This is a genomic window from Lentzea nigeriaca (assembly GCF_016907955.1).
Taxonomy (GTDB): Bacteria; Actinomycetota; Actinomycetes; order Mycobacteriales; family Pseudonocardiaceae; genus Lentzea; species Lentzea nigeriaca.
Genome location: NZ_JAFBCX010000001.1, coordinates 1,031,549 through 1,047,738, shown reverse-complemented (window position 1 = coordinate 1,047,738; position 16,190 = coordinate 1,031,549). Strand labels below are relative to the sequence as shown.

The 16,190-nt window shown below is 68.6% G+C and carries 17 protein-coding genes and 1 riboswitch; of the genes, 9 read left to right on the top strand and 8 right to left on the bottom strand.

Going from position 1 to position 16,190, the window contains the following annotated elements; all coding sequences use genetic code 11:
• Window positions 1-21: 21 nt before the first annotated feature.
• Window positions 22-1,818, bottom strand: a complete 1,797-nt coding sequence (gene arc, locus JOD27_RS04085; RefSeq protein WP_204760698.1) for a proteasome ATPase — start codon at window positions 1,816-1,818, stop codon at window positions 22-24.
• Between the two features lie 715 nt (window positions 1,819-2,533).
• Between arc and JOD27_RS04080 the strand changes: the two genes are divergently transcribed.
• Together JOD27_RS04080 and JOD27_RS04075 are read left to right on the top strand one after the other, a co-directional pair.
• Window positions 2,534-3,373, top strand: coding sequence for an Rv0361 family membrane protein (locus tag JOD27_RS04080; RefSeq protein WP_204760697.1), 840 nt, complete (start codon window positions 2,534-2,536; stop codon window positions 3,371-3,373).
• Between the two features lie 78 nt (window positions 3,374-3,451).
• On the top strand, window positions 3,452-4,255 hold the full coding sequence (locus JOD27_RS04075) for a hypothetical protein (RefSeq protein WP_204760696.1): 804 nt from the start codon (window positions 3,452-3,454) through the stop codon (window positions 4,253-4,255).
• A gap of 273 nt (window positions 4,256-4,528) precedes the next feature.
• Here JOD27_RS04075 and JOD27_RS04070 read toward each other — a convergent pair whose 3' ends face one another.
• Together JOD27_RS04070 and JOD27_RS04065 are read right to left on the bottom strand one after the other, a co-directional pair.
• Window positions 4,529-5,353 (bottom strand): tRNA (adenine-N1)-methyltransferase, encoded by an 825-nt coding sequence (locus JOD27_RS04070; protein WP_189254185.1) that lies wholly within the window; start codon window positions 5,351-5,353, stop codon window positions 4,529-4,531.
• 15 nt (window positions 5,354-5,368) lie between these two features.
• The gene (locus JOD27_RS04065; RefSeq protein ID WP_307829878.1) at window positions 5,369-6,487 is read right to left on the bottom strand and encodes a site-2 protease family protein; all 1,119 of its coding nucleotides are present in this window, start codon (window positions 6,485-6,487) and stop codon (window positions 5,369-5,371) included.
• Window positions 6,488-6,569: 82 nt separating this feature from the next.
• On the opposite strand from JOD27_RS04065, the gene JOD27_RS04060 reads away from it, so the two are divergent.
• Both JOD27_RS04060 and JOD27_RS04055 read left to right on the top strand, forming a co-directional pair.
• A complete protein-coding gene (locus tag JOD27_RS04060) occupies window positions 6,570-7,415 on the top strand; it encodes a RecB family exonuclease (protein WP_204760694.1) in 846 nt (281 codons plus the stop codon).
• Window positions 7,412-8,179: a thioesterase family protein gene (locus JOD27_RS04055; protein WP_204761164.1), complete on the top strand. Its 768-nt coding sequence runs from the start codon at window positions 7,412-7,414 to the stop codon at window positions 8,177-8,179. The genes JOD27_RS04060 and JOD27_RS04055 overlap by 4 nt, the downstream gene beginning before the upstream one ends.
• 44 nt (window positions 8,180-8,223) lie before the next feature.
• Here the strand turns inward: JOD27_RS04055 and JOD27_RS04050 are convergent, their stop codons facing one another.
• The gene (locus JOD27_RS04050) at window positions 8,224-8,361 is read right to left on the bottom strand and encodes a hypothetical protein (protein ID WP_204760693.1); all 138 of its coding nucleotides are present in this window, start codon (window positions 8,359-8,361) and stop codon (window positions 8,224-8,226) included.
• 124 nt (window positions 8,362-8,485) lie between these two features.
• Here JOD27_RS04050 and JOD27_RS04045 point away from each other — a divergent pair, with 124 nt between their 5' ends.
• Both JOD27_RS04045 and JOD27_RS04040 read left to right on the top strand, forming a co-directional pair.
• The gene (locus JOD27_RS04045) at window positions 8,486-9,709 is read left to right on the top strand and encodes a TIR-like protein FxsC (protein ID WP_204760692.1); all 1,224 of its coding nucleotides are present in this window, start codon (window positions 8,486-8,488) and stop codon (window positions 9,707-9,709) included.
• Complete coding sequence (locus JOD27_RS04040) at window positions 9,706-12,675, top strand: KGGVGR-motif variant AAA ATPase (protein ID WP_204760691.1); 2,970 nt, start codon at window positions 9,706-9,708, stop codon at window positions 12,673-12,675. Before JOD27_RS04045 ends, JOD27_RS04040 begins: the two co-directional genes overlap by 4 nt.
• On the opposite strand, the gene JOD27_RS04035 is transcribed toward JOD27_RS04040, so the two are convergent.
• Window positions 12,661-12,894, bottom strand: coding sequence for a hypothetical protein (locus tag JOD27_RS04035; protein ID WP_204760690.1), 234 nt, complete (start codon window positions 12,892-12,894; stop codon window positions 12,661-12,663). The two genes, JOD27_RS04040 and JOD27_RS04035, sit on opposite strands and share 15 nt — an antisense overlap.
• Before the next feature lie 54 nt (window positions 12,895-12,948).
• Here JOD27_RS04035 and JOD27_RS04030 point away from each other — a divergent pair, with 54 nt between their 5' ends.
• The gene (locus JOD27_RS04030; RefSeq protein ID WP_204760689.1) at window positions 12,949-13,566 is read left to right on the top strand and encodes a phosphoribosyltransferase; all 618 of its coding nucleotides are present in this window, start codon (window positions 12,949-12,951) and stop codon (window positions 13,564-13,566) included.
• Here the strand turns inward: JOD27_RS04030 and JOD27_RS04025 are convergent.
• The 3 genes from JOD27_RS04025 to JOD27_RS04015 are packed head-to-tail and all read right to left on the bottom strand — an operon-like array spanning window position 13,527 to window position 14,972.
• A complete protein-coding gene (locus JOD27_RS04025; RefSeq protein WP_204760688.1) occupies window positions 13,527-13,838 on the bottom strand; it encodes an antibiotic biosynthesis monooxygenase family protein in 312 nt (103 codons plus the stop codon). The genes JOD27_RS04030 and JOD27_RS04025 overlap by 40 nt on opposite strands.
• Window positions 13,835-14,695, bottom strand: a complete 861-nt coding sequence (gene hisG, locus JOD27_RS04020) for an ATP phosphoribosyltransferase (protein ID WP_204760687.1) — start codon at window positions 14,693-14,695, stop codon at window positions 13,835-13,837. Before hisG ends, JOD27_RS04025 begins: the two co-directional genes overlap by 4 nt.
• 13 nt (window positions 14,696-14,708) lie before the next feature.
• The gene (locus tag JOD27_RS04015) at window positions 14,709-14,972 is read right to left on the bottom strand and encodes a phosphoribosyl-ATP diphosphatase (RefSeq protein ID WP_189254156.1); all 264 of its coding nucleotides are present in this window, start codon (window positions 14,970-14,972) and stop codon (window positions 14,709-14,711) included.
• 107 nt (window positions 14,973-15,079) lie between these two features.
• Between JOD27_RS04015 and JOD27_RS04010 the strand changes: the two genes are divergently transcribed.
• Window positions 15,080-15,730 (top strand): (2Fe-2S)-binding protein, encoded by a 651-nt coding sequence (locus JOD27_RS04010; RefSeq protein ID WP_204760686.1) that lies wholly within the window; start codon window positions 15,080-15,082, stop codon window positions 15,728-15,730.
• Between the two features lie 42 nt (window positions 15,731-15,772).
• Window positions 15,773-15,955: riboswitch (cobalamin riboswitch) on the top strand.
• A 33-nt stretch (window positions 15,956-15,988) separates the two neighbouring features.
• Window positions 15,989-16,177 (top strand): CbtB domain-containing protein, encoded by a 189-nt coding sequence (locus tag JOD27_RS04005; RefSeq protein ID WP_109640378.1) that lies wholly within the window; start codon window positions 15,989-15,991, stop codon window positions 16,175-16,177.
• The last annotated feature ends 13 nt before the right edge of the window (window positions 16,178-16,190 follow it).

Here is a 16,190-nt window from a genome sequence, read left to right as displayed (position 1 = left end):
GCGGTGCTTTTCCTCTGGGTGTTACAGGTAGGTGCCGGTGTTCGTGGCCGTGTCGATCGCGCGGCCCGCCTCCTGGTTCTTCCCGGTGACGAGCGTGCGGATGTAGACGATCCGCTCGCCCTTCTTGCCCGAGATGCGTGCCCAGTCGTCGGGGTTCGTCGTGTTCGGCAGGTCCTCGTTCTCGGCGAACTCGTCGATGATGGCCGCCTGCAGGTGCCGGACCGAGAGGCCGGGCTGCTTGGTGTCGAGCAGCGACTTGATCGCCGCCTTCTTGGCCCTGTCGACGATGTTCTGGATCATCGCGCCGGAGTTGAAGTCCCGGAAGTACAGGACCTCCTTGTCACCGTTGGCGTAGGTGACCTCCAGGAAGCGGTTCTCCTCGGACTCCTCGTACATGCGCTCCACGGTGTGCTGCACCATGCCCTCGATGCAGGCCTTCGGGTCTCCGCCGAACTCGGCGAGGTCGTCGGCGTGCAGCGGGAGGTTCGGCGTCAGGTACTTGTTGAAGATGTCCTTCGCGCCCTCGGCGTCCGGTCGCTCGATCTTGATCTTCACGTCGAGGCGGCCGGGGCGGAGGATCGCCGGGTCGATCATGTCCTCGCGGTTGGAGGCGCCGATGACGATGACGTTCTCCAGGCCCTCGACACCGTCGATCTCGGAGAGGAGCTGGGGCACGATCGTCGTCTCGACGTCCGACGACACACCGGAGCCGCGGGTGCGGAAGATCGAGTCCATCTCGTCGAAGAACACGATCACCGGGGTGCCCTCTGACGCCTTCTCGCGAGCTCGCTGGAAGATCAGGCGGATGTGCCGCTCGGTCTCGCCGACGAACTTGTTGAGGAGCTCGGGGCCCTTGATGTTGAGGAAGTAGGACTTGGCCTGCTTGTCGGTCTCGCCGCGGATCTCCCGCACCTTCTTGGCCAGGGAGTTCGCCACCGCCTTGGCGATGAGCGTCTTGCCGCAGCCGGGAGGGCCGTAGAGCAGCACGCCCTTGGGCGGGCGCAGCTCGTACTCGCGGAAGAGGTCCGCGTGCAGGAAGGGCAGCTCCACGGCGTCGCGGATCTGCTCGATCTGCCGGGACAGGCCGCCGATGTCGCTGTAGTCGATGTCCGGGACCTCCTCGAGCACGAGGTCCTCGACCTCGGCCTTGGGGACCCGCTCGTAGGCGAAACCCGCCTTCGAGTCGACCAGCAGCGAGTCGCCGGGCTTCAGCGGCGAGTCGAGCAGCGGCTGGGCGAGCCAGACCACTCTCTCCTCGTCCGCGTGGCCGACGACCAGCGCGCGGGCGATCTGGTCCTCGCCTTCCTCGGCGAGCACCTCCCGCAGTGCGCAGACCTCACCCGACCGCTCGAACCCACCGGCCTCGACGACGGTCAGCGCCTCGTTGAGACGGACCGACTGGCCGAACGACAGCTTCTCCGGCTCGACCGCGGGGGACACGGCGACCCGCATCCGCCGGCCGGACGTGAAGACGTCGACCGTCCCGTCGTCGAAACGCGCCATGAAGACGCCGTACCCGCTGGGTGGCTGGGCCAGCCGGTCGACCTCCTCACGCAGCGCGAGCAACTGGCTTCGTGCTTCGCGGAGGGTGTCTATGAGCTTCGTGTTTCGCTCGGTCAGTTGGCTGACCCGCTCCGTCGCCTCCGCCAGTCGCTGCTCGAGCAACCGGACATGGCGCGGGGACTCGGTCAGCTTGCGACGCAACGACGCGATCTCGTCCTCGAGGAACCTGATCTGCGCTGTCAGCTCAGCAGAATTGTTGCCCTGGTTCAGCTCGCCACCCTCGTCGGGCTGGCTGCCGGGATGACCGTGCTGCATGTCGGCACCCTCCTCCCGTGTTCGTACCGATTACGGTACCGGCGATCACCGACAAAATGGGGTACCCACAACATCATCTTCGCTCTTGTGACGCAACGGTCACGCCTCCAACAGAGGTCAACTGCTCCATCTCGGTGTCAGGTGGAACCGTCCACCCGCTACGGTGCGTCCCAGAAACCACGACCGGCGTTTCGCCCAGCGACACGCCGATCGACCTGCGAGAAGTCCGAGGAGAGGGTCATGGGAGCACCTGGGCGGCCGCCCGGTCCCCACGCTCCGCGACCACCGTCGGACACCCGCGAACACGCGTCGTGCGGCCCGCGGCCCGGCGACGGGCGGCAATCCGCCGTCGTCCCACCAGGTGGACCACAGGCTGCTCCGATCGGTGGTGACACACCGCAACCCACCCCGTCCGCGTTCGTCGGAGGACCCGCTTCCGCGCGGACCCGGTGCGACCGGCGGGCGTGCGGCCAACCGGGTGGTTCTGCCGCGGCAACCGGCGCACCACCCCGACAGCGCAGTGCATCGCACTCGTTTCGCACTGGAGTTGCCGCAATCGTTATCAGACAGGGCCTTCGCGCGGCCAGATGGCAACTGCACATGGTGTGCATGACCACTCGCGCGTGTCGATAGGCCCCATTCGGCCGCGTATTAGTCCACGACGTACCAGAATGTCGACCTGAAAGATCACCTCATCCGCATCGGGGGAGTTTCGATGACCTACCCGCCGCAGCAGCCCGGGCCCTACGGGCAGCCGCCGCAGCCCGGTGGGCCGTACGGGCAGCAGCCGCCGCAGCAGCCGGGTTACGGCCAGCAGCCACAGCCGGGGTACGGCCAGCAGCAGCCTGGTTACGGCCAGCAGCCGCCACCTGGTTACGGCCAGCAGCCGGGACCGTACGGCCAGCCGCAGCAGGACCCGTTCGGCCAGCAGGGCCCGCAGAGCGGAGGCTTCCCGCAGCAGGGCTTCGGCCAGCCCCAGCCGGGGTACGGCCAACAGCCCGGCTACGGCGGCTTCGGCGGCCCGCCGCCGAAGAAGAGCAACACCGGCATGATCATCGGCGTCGTCGTCGGCGTTCTCGTGCTCGTCGGCGGTGGCATCACGGCCGCCGTGCTGCTCTCCGGCAAGGACTCGAAGAGCAGTTCGTCGAGCTCTTCCGACTCGGGCGACAACAGCAGCAGCGGCGGTGGCGACGCGGCCGAGGTCAAGAAGGTCGCCGAGGAGTACTTCTCCCTCGACTACCGCAAGGACCAGAGCAAGGCGAAGTCGATGGTCTGCCAGGAGGTCATCACCGAGGCCGAGGAAGCCGAGAAGCGGCTCACGCCCGAGCAGCGCAAGGCGGCCGAGCAGGCGAAGAACATGCCGCTGCCGGACACCAAGTTCACGGTGAAGGACGTCTCCGTCTCCGGTAACGAGGCGAAGGTCAAGGCGAACATGACCATGTCCTACCAGGGCCAGACCCAGAGCCTGGACACCGAGTACAAGTTCAAGAAGATCTCGGGCGACTGGAAGTTCTGCACGCTGGCCAAGGACATCAAGGTCCCCACCACCAAGTGACTGTGGGGCGGTTTGCCACCGCCCCCCATCCAACGCCGTTCCGAGAAGATCAACCTCATTCATGTCGGGGGAGTTTCGATGACGTACCCGCCGCAGCAGCCTGGGCCCTACGGGCAGCAGCCGCCCAATCCGTACGGCCAGCCGCAGCCGGGCTACGGCCAGCAGCCTGGGTACGGTCAGCAGCCTGGTTACGGTCAGCAGCCGGGACCGTACGGCCAGCCGCAGCAGGACCCGTTCGGCCAGCAGGGCCCGCAGAGCGGTGGCTTCCCGCAGCAGGGTTTCGGCCAGCCCCAGCCGGGGTTCGGCCAACAGCCCGGCTACGGCGGCTTCGGCGGCCCGCCGCCGAAGAAGAGCAACACCGGCATGATCATCGGCGTCGTCGTCGGCGTGCTGGTCCTCGTCGGCGGTGGCATCACGGCCGCCGTGCTGCTCTCCGGCAAGGACTCGAAGAGCGACGACACGGCGTCGACGAACACGAGCTCGCAGCCGACGAACGGCAGCACGAAGCCGACCACGCCGTCGTCGAAGAGCTCGTCGAGCGGCGGCGACTCGGCCGCGAAGGAAGTCGCCGAGGAGTTCACCGAGATCGTCCTCAAGGGTGCTCGCTCGGGCAGCAGCAAGCCGGAAGACGTCAAGGCGCTGGTGTGCTCCGCGGAGTACCCCAAGCTGAAGCCCCAGTCCGGTCAGCCGAACTCGAGCGTGACGGCCAAGGTGACGGACGTGAAGACGTCGGGCGACACCGGCACGTTCACGCAGAAGCTCACCGGTCTCGCGGATCCGAACAAGCCGGGCACGACCTCCTCGGGCAGCATCATCTACAAGCTGTCCAAGGAGGGCGGCGACTGGAAGGTCTGCGGCATCGAGAAGATCGAGTCCAACTGATCTGACGGCGAGAGGCCCGCACCGCTTCGAACTGGTGCGGGCCTCTCGTGCGTTTCCGCCCGGCTGTCCGTTGAGCTGCTCCGGGGATCCGCCGTGACGGACGACGAAGATCGGGTCGACGCAGAATACGAGACCCTCTGGATCCCCTGGTCGCGGTGGGACAGCCCCAACCCGCGCTCCGGCCTCGGGCTGTACGCCTCGTCTGCGAACTGACACCCGCTTCGGCGCTCACTGCCGGAGCCACCAACGTGGTCGCGTCGGAACCAGCCGAGGTCAGCCCTTGCTGGGCCGGCGCTGCGGCTTCGGCGCCGTCACGCCGTCCGCGAGCTTGCGCGTCGTCAGCAGGAACGCCGTGTGCGCGATCATCCGGTGCTCCGGCCGCACCGCGAGACCCACGACGTGCCACGGGCGGACGAGCGTCTCCCACGCGTGGGGCTCGGTCCAGCACGTCATCTCCCGCAGCGCCTCCGTGACCGTGGAGAGCTGGGTGGTGGTGGCGACGTACACGACCAGGACGCCACCGGGAATGAGGTTCTTCGCGATCGTGGGGAGGACCTCCCACGGCGAGAGCATGTCGAGGATGACCCTGTCGACCTCGCCCTCGTGGTTCTTCACGTCGTCGACGGTGATCGACCAGTTGCCAGGGCGTTCGCCGAAGAACTGCTCCACGTTGCGGATCGCGTGGACGGCGTGGTCGTCGCGCACCTCGTACGACTGGACGCTGCCCTTCTCCCCCACCGCGCGCAGCAGGGAGCAGGACAACGCGCCCGAGCCCGCGCCCGCTTCCAGAACGCGCGCGCCGGGGAAGATGTCGCCGTACATGACGATCTGCGCGGCGTCCTTCGGGTAGATCACCTGGGCGCCGCGCGGCATCGACAGCACGTAGTCCGGCAGCAGCGGGCGCAGGGCCAGGAAGTTCGTGCCGCCCACCGACTGCACCACGGACCCCTCCGGCTGCCCGATGAGCAGGTCGTGCGGGATGGCGCCGCGGTGGGTGTGGTACTCCTTGCCGGGTTCGAGGACAACGGTGTAGTGCCGCCCCTTGGGGTCGGTCAGCTGAACCCGGTCGCCCGGACGGAACGGGCCACTTGCGCTAATCACCGCGCAATGGTGTCAAACGCCCTTCTCAATGGCCGCACGCAGGTCCTCCCTGCGCAGCACACCGGCCGGACGACCCTCCAGATCGACGACGAGGAACTGCCACGCCGCGGTGCCCTGGACGCGTTCGACGATCTCCTCGCCGGGCTCGTCGGCGAGCAGCACCGTCTCGGGCAGGATCGGTTCGGCGGCCTGTTCCGCGGGTGCGAAGGGGCTTGCGGCGGCGAGCCTTTCGGCGGCCTCGGTGTCGAGCAGTCCCGCCGCGACGCCGTCCGCCCTGACCAGCACCACACCGCGGCCCGCGGACGTGCTCAGGGCGTCGGCCACGGGGCTTTCCGCCGGCAGCTGGAGCACCGGGCGGATGAGGTCGTTGAGCGTGACGCCGGCGGGCCAGGTGCGGCGGCGTTCGCTGGCCAGCTCGCTCTTCGCACCGGCGACGACGACCCACGCCGTGAGCACGCACACGCCGAAGCGCAGCCATCGGTCCTCAGTGCCTTCAGCGACGCCGTAGAGCGCCCACACCATCAACGCGATGGCGACGGCGAAGCCACCGACCACGGCGACACGCGTGCCCATCGCCCGTTGCCCGGTCACGGCCCACACGCCTGCCCTGACGATCCTTCCGCCGTCGAGCGGGAGTCCGGGCAGGAGGTTGAAGACGGCGACCGCGACGTTGGCCGCGGCGACCTGGAAGACCAGCACCCACAGGACGTCGCCGGGTTCCATCACGAACGCGCCGACGCCGAAGACGATCGCCAGCGCCACGGACACGACGGGTCCCGCGCCCGCGACCACGCCTTCGTGGCTGGGTTTGCCGGGTGTGCGCATGATCTCGGACAGCCCGCCGAGCAGGTACAGGCGCAGTCTGCGCACCGGCAGGCCGAGCCGCAGCGCCGCGACGCAGTGGCCGAGCTCGTGCGCGAGCACGCTCAGGCCCAGGAACACCGCGAAGAGCGCGGCCAGCAGCAGCCCCACGCCCGGTGGTGTTCCGGGCGCGAGGTCGTCGACGAGCGGCGCGTAGAAGGCCACCACGATCGCCGACCCGATCCACCACGACGGCGCGAGCAGCACCGGGATGCCCGCCACCCGGAACAGCAGCAGGCCGCCCTCTCGCTCACTGATCCGCGCGGCCACGGATGCACTGTAGAGCGACCGATGTGATCTCGCGGTGTACCGCTTCCGGGAATTGTCAGACCTCTGTCCTAGGGTGCCAATCATGAGCACCACGTTGCGCAGGCCCGCCCTGTCCCCGTCACGAGCCGGGGACTTCAAGCAGTGCCCGCTGCTCTACCGGTTCCGCGCGGTCGACCGCCTGCCGGAGAAGCCGACGAAGGCGCAGGTGCGCGGCACGGTGGTGCACGCGGTGCTGGAAGATCTCTTCGCTTTGCCCGCCGCCGAACGCGTCCCCGACCGCGCCCGCGCCATGATCGCGCCCGCCTGGGAGCGGGTGAAGGCGGAGCGCCCAGAGTTCTCCTCGCTGTTCGAGGCCGAGGGCACCGACGAGGAAGCGCAGTGGCTCGACTCGGCCTCCGCCCTGCTCGACGGCTACTTCGGCCTGGAGGATCCGCGCCGCCTCGAACCGGAGTCGCGCGAACTGCTGGTCGAGTCCGAGCTCCCGTCCGGTGTCCTGCTGCGCGGCTACATCGACCGCGTGGACGTGGCCCCGACGGGTGAGATCCGCGTGGTGGACTACAAGACCGGCGCCGCGCCCCGCGAGGTGGGCGAGGCGAAGGCGTTGTTCCAGATGAAGTTCTACGCCCTGGTGCTGTGGAAGCTGCGCGGCGTCGTCCCCCGCCAGCTGCGCCTGATGTACCTGGCCGATCGCCAGGCCCTCGCCTACACACCGGACGAGTCGGAGCTGTCCCGCTTCGAACGCACGCTGGAAGCCATCTGGCAGGCGATCATGCGCGCGGCCCCGACCGGCGACTTCCGCCCGTCCCCGAGCCGCCTGTGCGACTACTGCGACCACAAGGCGTTCTGCCCGGCGTTCGACGGCACCCCGCCTCCCTACCCCGGCTGGCCGGAGCCGGACGACACCGAACCCCTCCGGGACCGCGACTGATGACAGCCTTCTACCTGCCCCTGGGCGACAACGCGTTCCGCTCCACCGACCATACGGTCGGCCCGTGGGGCCCGGACAGCCAGCACCTGGGCCCACCCTCCGCCCTGCTGGTGCACGAGCTGCTGGCGCACCGGCCGACGTTCGCCCGCGTGACGTTCGAGGTGCTCGGCCCGGTGCCGGTGGCCGACCTGACGGTGTCCACTTCGGTCGAACGCCCCGGCCGCTCGGTGGAACTGCTGTCGGCCGCACTGTCCCACGAGGGCCGCGTGGTGCTGACCGCTCGCGCCTGGCACATCGTCGGCTCGGACACCACCGCCGTGGCGGGCGGCGACGTGGCCCCGATGGCACCACCCGCATCGGCCGTGCCGATGGAGATCCCCGACTTCTGGTCAGGCGGCTACCTGGCCGCCGTCGAGTGGCTGTCGGTGTCGGGCGGCATCTTCACGCCGGGCGACGCCCAGGTGTGGGCCCGCCCGCGCGTCGCCGTGGTAGAAGGCTCCGAGCCCTCGCCGCTGGAGCGCCTGTTCTCGGTAGTGGACTCGGCGAGCGGCGTCTCGTCCCGAGTGGACATCCGCAAGTGGTACGCCATCAACACCGACCTGACCGTCCACCTGCACCGCCAACCCGTCGGCGAGTGGGTGGGGCTGGACGCGCGAACCACGATCGGCCCGGACGGCGTCGGCCTCGCCACCAGCGTGGTGCACGACGTGGAGGGGCCGGTGGGCACGACGGCGCAGGCGCTGTTCGTCCGCGAACGGGCCTGACCGCGTCGGCGTGTGACGTGCTCGTCCATTGTGGAGTTTCGTGGTCACCAGCCGATGAACCCCAGCACACCGCCGAAGAAGTTCCTCGTCTGCCTGCGTTCGTTCGGCCCGAACACCTCGTCGACTCCGAACGGCCCACGCTCACTGGTGAACGCGCACGTCACGTTGTGCCTGAAGTTCACGGTCTGCACCTCGATGCGCGCACAGGTCGGCGATCAGGGCACCTATTCCAGTCGAGCGCCGACTTTTCTTTCGCGCGAAACGATTGGCGCACGACCTCCGATCCACTGTCTGACCGGTGGCGTTGTGGAGCGAGGTGCCGTGCAGTACTTCTTCTTCAGCTATGCGCGGAATGACTCCGTCGACCCTTATCTGCGCCAGTTCTACGACGACCTGTGCAACGAGCTGTCGGTGCGCGCGGGCATCCGCAAGGAGAGCACCGGGTTCTTCGACATCGACCAGCCCACCGGCACGAACTGGCCAGCGACGACCGGCGAGGCGGTCGGCACCTGCAAGGTCTTCGTCCCCGTCTACTCGCCCTGGTATTTCAACAGCAAACCCTGTGGCAGCGAATGGCACGGGTTCGACAGACGCTTGGAGCAGCACCGGGCCAGGACGGGCGAAACGCTGGCATCGGTGCTGCCGGTGTGGTGGCTGCCACCGGAGTACGAGCCTCCCCCGACCAAATACCTGCACGACACGCGTGACCAGTTCGGGGTGACCTACCGCGAGTCCGGCCTGCGTTCGCTGATCACGCAGGCCAAACACAAAGACGAATATCGGGCGTTCCTGGAGAAGTTCGCTGTCCAGGTGCGAGATGCGGGCAGGACGCCACCTCGCGAGCTCCACGGGGTGGACCTGCGGACCGAGCCGGACGCGTTCGCCCGGCGGGTCCCGACCACCGCCGCCGCGGCGGTCAGCGGACCGAAGCGGGTGAACTTCGTGGTCGCGGTGGGCAGCTGCGAGCAGATGAGCACTGTGCGGGCCACGCTCGACGCATATGGCGAAGGCTGGGACGACTGGTGCCCGTACGTGCCGGACTGTGTGGAACCCGTTGTGCTGAAGGCGCAGGACGTCGCGGTGGAACAACGGATGATCTCCGGCCCTGTCCCGGCGGGCCGCGACCTGATCGACGTGCTCGACCTCGCGCAACAGCGTCGGGAGATCGTCGTGCTCATCGTCGATCCATGGGCCGTGGGCCTCGACGACTACCGTGAACTCCTCGCGCTGCTGGACACCCGGCGGTACAACAACGTCACGATCATGTTCCCCGGCGACGAAGGCGAGCCGCGAACGCTTTCCAACGGCGTGGACGCCGGCGACGTGTTGCGCCTGTGCATCGGCAACTGGCTCGACGACCAGTCCCGTGCCGTGCGGCAGGACCTCGGCACCGTCGCGAAGTTCGAGGACGAGCTGAAGCGGGCGCTCATCGACACACGTGCCCGCATCGTGAACCGCGCCGACGTCGCGCGCCGGGTGCGACAGAGCGGGGCGACGACTCGTCCGGTCCTCATCGGACCGGAGGGATGACCGTGAGATCGGGCACCGTCGTCACCTTCTACTCGTACAAGGGTGGGACCGGCAGGTCGATGAGCCTCGCGAACGTCGCGTGGATCCTCGCCAGCAACGGCCTGCGCGTGCTCGTCGTCGACTGGGATCTCGAAGCTCCGGGACTGCACCGGTACTTCCACCCCTTCCTGCCCGACGGCACGCTCCGCAGTTCGCCCGGTGTGATCGACATGATGTGGGAGTTCGCGAACGCCGCCATGGACCCGATGGCATCCGACGGACCGGACTGGCACGTGCGGTACGCCCGCACCTCGCCCTACGTGATGTCGGTCGAACACGGGTTTCGCGGCGGCGGCGCCATCGACCTGATGCCGGCGGGCCGCCAGGACGACTCGTACTCGGCGCTGGTCAGCACGTTCGACTGGGACAACTTCTACGACCGGCTCGGCGGCGGTGGTTTCCTCGAGGCGCTCAAGCGCGACATGCGGGAGCGTTACGACTACGTCCTCGTGGACAGCCGCACCGGCCTGAGCGACACCGCCGGTGTCTGCACCGTCGCGTTGCCGGACACCGTCGTAACGTGCTTCTCGATGAGCACCCAGTCGATCGACGGTGCGGCCGCGGTGGCCGCCTCGATCGCCCGGCAACGCCTCGACGAACTGCGCATCCTGCCCGTGCCGATGCGGGTGGAGAACGGCGAACACGACAAGCTCGAAACCAGCCGCGACTACGCGCGTCAGGCCTTCGACGCCTTCCTGTGGCACGTGGACGACGTGGACCGGTACTGGGGCCAGGTCGAGGTGCCGTACCGCAGCTACTACGCCTACGAGGAGATCCTCGCGACCATCGGGGACCGCCCTCAGCAGGAGAACACGATCCTCGCGGCCGCCGAGCGGCTCGTCGACCACCTCACCCGCGGTGAGGTCAGCTCGCTGGTGGCAGCCGGATCCGAGGGAAAACGCCGTGAGCTGCTCGCCCTGTTCCTGCGCGCCAAGACCCCCAGGCCACGACCGGAACAGGCAGACCTGCCCGACTTCAAGGTCTGCCTGACCTCCGCGGACACCGCGGGTGCCCGCAGCCGCGCCCGCGAGTTGCGGTACCTGCTCAGGCAACAGGGCTTCGACGTGGACGTGGACCTGGGCCTGCATCGGTGGACCACCGAACGGGAACGAGCGAAGCTGGTCGTCCTCGAAACAGCGGAAGAAGTGCGAAGCTCGTACACCTGGATCGAGTGGGACTCCGGCTCGGTGATCAGAGTCCGGTCCGACGATCTCGACAAGCTGTCCGGACAGCTCGTCGACCAGCTCACCCGGCCCGCACCCGCTCGGGTGCCTCCGCTCTCCGTCGGTGAGTGGTCATGGGGCCGCGACGCGATCAGCACCCTGCGAGTCCAGGCCACCGAAGATCTCGCCCTGCGCGTCAGCGACGTTGAGGCGCACGACACCTCCCGGCTGCCGGTCGAGTGGTCCGCCGAAGGGCTAACCGGCTCCGTCCGGACGTTGTCGGACGTCTTCCTGACGACCCCTTTCCGAAAGCTGATCATTCTCGGTGAGCCGGGCAGCGGAAAGTCCGTCACCGCCCTCCTGCTCGCCCGCGGGCTGCTCGCGCACGAGAACGGCCCGATCCCGATCCTGATGCCGACTGGCACCTGGCGGCCCGCGACCGAGTTCTTCGACGACTGGGTCGTCCGCACCATCGTGGCGAACAACCCGTCACTGCGGCCGTCCAAGGATCTGGTGGGTGACCTGACGCGGCTGGTGCGGCTGGGGGCCGTGGTACCGGTGATCGACGGACACGACGATCTGACGTTCCCGGAAAAAGAACAGGCGTGGCGCCAGATCGCCGACACCACGACCCCCGTGATCGCGACCTGGAGAACCGACGAGTACCTCAAGGCCGTGACCGACTACCGGCCGAGCAGGACCTCGGTCGTCGAACTGCTGCCTGTCGATCTCGACGAGGCCTTGCGGTACCTGTCGAGCAACACGGCAAGGCTGGACCATCGAACCGATGAGGTGCTCAGCGCTCTCTCCCGCCGGCCGGATGCCCCGCTGGCACGTGTCCTCGCCAGCCCGGCGATGATCGGGCTCGCACGCAGCTACCTCGACAACGCCCGCGCCGACCTCGGGACACTGGCCGCCATGACATCGGTCGACGAGGTGAGCGCGGCCCTGACCGACAACTACCTGAGGGAGTCGCTCGACCCGCGGGGTCATCGACCAGGAGAGCCGGACTACGGCTCATGGCGCACCCGGCGATGGCTCACGCTCATCGCCACCCGCCCCGAGTCCACCTTGCGGTGGTGGCAACTGCACAAGGCGCTCCCACCGCGGTTCGAGCGCTTGCTGCTGTGGCTTCTCGGGCTCGTCCTGACGCTGCCGCTCGGGTTGGTGATCCTCCTCCAGCTCAACGGCCCCGGCCTGATCATCGGCCTGCTGTCCACCTCGCTGGCGCTCATCTCCGCGGCAGCGCTGACTCCGGCACCGGAGGTCCCGGCGGTTTGGCCGATCACGGGGTACCTGTCCCCCGCCTCGCGGCGCCACCGCCACCAGTCGGACAAGAGAATCACCCAGACCCCCCGCTCGGAACGAAATGACTCACTCTTCTTCATCGGCGCTTCGGTCGTGGCCGGGGTCGTGCTGATCTTCGTTCTCGCCTGGATCTCCGGCGAGTTCTCCAGCGGCACCGTGCCTCCGCAGAGCTATCACGAAGTGACGGTCGCGGCCGCCGGTGCCTGGTTCGGAGGCTCGGCCGGGCTGGCCATGGCCATGACCACGGCGTGGTCGCGGTACTTGGTGAGCAGACTCGCCCTCGCCTACATCGGGCGGCTGCCGTGGCGGCTGAACCGCTTTCTCGAGGACGCCAACCGGCAGGGAATCCTGCGCCGGATCGGGACGGTGTACGAGTTCCGGGACAAGCGCCTTGCTGACGCGCTCGCGGGGCGCTGTCGAATCGGCGGAACAGACGTGCCGTCAACCGGACTGTGAGGCGTGGGCGATGTCGCCCATGGCCGGCCGGAGCGCGACGGCGAAGTCGCGCTCGACCCCCACGCGGGCGCAGAACTCCCAATCATCCACCAGTTCCAGCGCCGCGACGGCGTCGACGGCGGAACCACGCCCTGCGGACGTCGGCGAGCCCCGGCGGGCCACCGTTCTTCTCTGGCTCACCGTCATCGCGACGAGCGCTGGCTTCATCTCGATGGCCACGACGTCATCGGGATGTTCGGCTGAGACTCGAACCGGCGTACCGTCAACGAGACTGTGAAGAGGTTCGCGAACCGGCGGGAGGCGGGCCGCGCCCTGGCCGCGCGGCTCGCGGACCATGCCTGGCACGACCCGCTGGTGCTGGGTCTGCCGCGCGGCGGGGTGCCCGTCGCCAAGGAGATCGCCACCCATCTCGACGCCGAGCTGGACGTCGTGGTGGCACGCAAGATCGGGGCGCCCGGCCATCCCGAGTACGGGGTCGGCGCGGTCACGGCCGACAGCGAACCCATCTACGACCCGGCGGTGCTGCGGGCGCTGAACCTCACCGAGGAGCAGCTGTCGAGCACGTGCGACCGGGAACGCGAAGAGGCGGCCAGGCGCACGAGCCTGTACCGCGGAGACCGGCCGCCGCTCGACATCCGCGATCGGGACGTCATCGTCGTCGACGACGGTCTGGCCACGGGGGTCACGGCCAAGGCGGCGCTGCGCTGGATCGCCGGGCACGAGCCGCGCAGCCTGACGCTCGCGGTGCCGGTCGCCGCGCGGGAGTCGCTCGGCACCTTCCGGACGCCGGTGGTCGCCGTACTCGTGCCGAAGCACTTCGGGGCGGTCAGCCGGTGGTACGAGACGTTCGATCAGACGACGGACGCCGAGGTGCTCAGCGCGCTCGAGTAGTGCTCGACCGTCGGGAACGGCGAGTAGAACCGGTGCAGCAGCGACGACCACTGCGCATACGACGGCCCCTGGCGGAAGCCGACCGTGTGCGCCTCGACCGACTCCCAGCGCACCAGCAGCAGGTACCGCGAGGGCGTCTCGAGGCACCGCAGCAGTTCGAGGCCGAGGAAGCCCGGCGAGGCGGAGATCAGCTCCCGCGCCTCGCCGAACGCCCACTCGAAGTCCGTCTCCTGGCCCGGCAGGACGTCCAGGACGGCGTGCTCCAGGATCACAGGCGGCAGAACCTGATGTCCGAGGCCAGCACGGCCTTGGCGCCGATCGCGGCCAGCTCGTCCATGACGCGGTTCGCATCCTTGCGCGACACCATCGCCCGCACGGCCGCCCAGTCCGGGTTGGCCAGCGGCGCGACCGTCGGCGATTCCAGGCCGGGGGTCAGCGCGACGGCATCGTCGAGGATCGAGCGCGGGCAGTCGTAGTCGAGCATCAGGTACTGCTGCGCGAACACGACGCCCTGCAAACGGGCCGTGAGCTGCTTCTTGGCGGCGGTCAGCTCCGAGCCGTTGCGGTGGATCAGGACCGCCTCGGACTCGCAGATCGGCTCGCCGAACGGCACCAGGTCGTGCTGGCGCAGCGTGCGGCCGGAGCCCACGACGTCGGCGATCAGGTCGGCCACGCCGAGCTGGATCGAGATCTCCACGGCACCGTCGAGGCGGATCACCTTGGCGTTGATACCACGGGCGGCGAGGTCGCGGCCCACCAGCTTGGGGTACGCCGTGGCGAGTCGCTTGCCCTCGAGGTCGGAGACCTTCCAGTCGGTGCCGCGGGGGCCCGCGTAGCGGAAGGTCGACGAGCCGAAGCCGAGAGCCAGGAGCTCCTCGACGGAAGAGCCGTTGTCGTCGGCGCCCGAGTCGGCGGCCAGGTCGCGGCCGGTGATGCCGAGGTCGAGGTCGCCGGACGCCACGTAGATCGCGATGTCCTTGGGGCGCAGGAAGAAGAACTCGACGTCGTTGTTCGGGTCGAGCACGGTCAGGTCGCGCGGCTCGTGCCGCTGCCGGTAGCCGGCCTCGGTCAGCATGGCGGAGGCGCGTTCGGCGAGCGCGCCCTTGTTCGGGACTGCTACGCGCAGCATGTGAATGTCTCCGTCAGAGGTACTTGTAGACGTCTTCGAGGGTGAGGCCGCGGCCCAGCATGATCACCTGGAGGCGGTACAGCAGCTGCGAGATCTCTTCTGCGAGCTTCTCGTCGGACTCGTACTCGGCGGCGATCCAGACCTCGCCCGCCTCCTCCAGGACCTTCTTGCCCTGCGCATGGACGCCGGCCTCGAGCGCTGCGACGGTGCCGGAACCCTCCGGCTTGGTAGCGGCTCGTTCGGTCAGTTCGGCGAACAGGGAGTCGAAGGTCTTCACGGCTCCACATCCTCCCATCCCGCACACCCCCGTCCACACCACGGTCGCATCAGTCCCACGCCGTGGACGTGATCTGTCCTGCATGGACACCCAGTAGCGTGAACTTCGTGTCCGAATTCGCCGAAGTGCTCGCAGCGTTGCGCCGGGTGCGCGGCATCAACCCGTTCTTCGCGCTCGACGTGGGCCGCCCGGACGAAACGTGGCTGCCGGGAACGGCGCTTCTCGAAGGCCCGGCTCTCAAAACCACCATCGACGCCATCGCGACCCGGTACAACGCGGAGGAACCACGCGTCGCGGCGAGCCTGTTCTTCCTCAGCTACACCGCCCGGTTGCTGAGCCCGCTCACCGCCGCGAACCTCCAGATCGACGTGCGGCCGGAAAACCTGTGGTGGCACCACGACAGCGCGAACGGCCTGAGCGTCCGCATCGACCAGCCGCGACTGGGGCCACGGGCCGCGGAGGCGCTCGAACCCGTGGTGGAGGCGATCCAGACCGTCACGCCGGTGGCGCGCGGATTGTTGTGGGGCAACGCGATGTCGAACATCGCGGGCGCGCTCAAAATGGTTGTCCGCGCACGCATGCTCACGGCCGAGGAAGCGGAAGAACGCGGCATGGAGCTGATGAGCGCGCCGCCGTTCGAACACGCGGGGGAATTCCTGAGCTTCCCCGGCGAGGTCACGTTCCGGCGTCGGTCCTGCTGCCTTTACTACCGCGTCGCCGCTGGTGGGAAGTGTGGCGACTGCCCACTCGTGAAGTGAGGAACGCAACAACTCTTATGGCCGGTTGTGCTTGAGCACCAGATCAAATTACGGTGCTCCAGCCGCAGTGACGGGAAGCCGGTGAGAATCCGGCGCGGTCCTCGCCACTGTGACCGGGAAGCGATCCCCGCCGAGAACGTCACTGGCACCCGTGAGGGCGCTGGGAAGACGCGGGGGCAGCGTTGATCCGGGAGTCAGGAGACCGGCTGCGGCGCCGCAAGGAGAGTTGACCTTCCACGAGGTATGGAGGAGCCCGTCATGACGAGCCCCGCAGCACATCTGTCCGCCGTCCGCGTGCCCAAGTGGGCCTTCGCCGTCGCATTGCTCGGCCTGATCGTGACCTACCTGGTCCTGCAGGAGAACGGCCTCGCGCTCGGTGCGAGCTCGGAGCTGCTGCACGAGTTCTTCCACGACGGCCGGCACGCGCTCGGCGTCCCGTGCCACTGATCTGATCTCCAGA

Coding starts and splice junctions, on each gene's coding strand:
- arc (WP_204760698.1), bottom strand. CDS start 1,818: ATGCAGCACGGTCATCCCGGCAGCCAGCCCGACGAGGGTGGCGAGCTG.
- JOD27_RS04080 (WP_204760697.1), top strand. CDS start 2,534: ATGACCTACCCGCCGCAGCAGCCCGGGCCCTACGGGCAGCCGCCGCAG.
- JOD27_RS04075 (WP_204760696.1), top strand. CDS start 3,452: ATGACGTACCCGCCGCAGCAGCCTGGGCCCTACGGGCAGCAGCCGCCC.
- JOD27_RS04060 (WP_204760694.1), top strand. CDS start 6,570: ATGAGCACCACGTTGCGCAGGCCCGCCCTGTCCCCGTCACGAGCCGGG.
- JOD27_RS04040 (WP_204760691.1), top strand. CDS start 9,706: ATGACCGTGAGATCGGGCACCGTCGTCACCTTCTACTCGTACAAGGGT.
- hisG (WP_204760687.1), bottom strand. CDS start 14,695: ATGCTGCGCGTAGCAGTCCCGAACAAGGGCGCGCTCGCCGAACGCGCC.
- JOD27_RS04005 (WP_109640378.1), top strand. CDS start 15,989: ATGACGAGCCCCGCAGCACATCTGTCCGCCGTCCGCGTGCCCAAGTGG.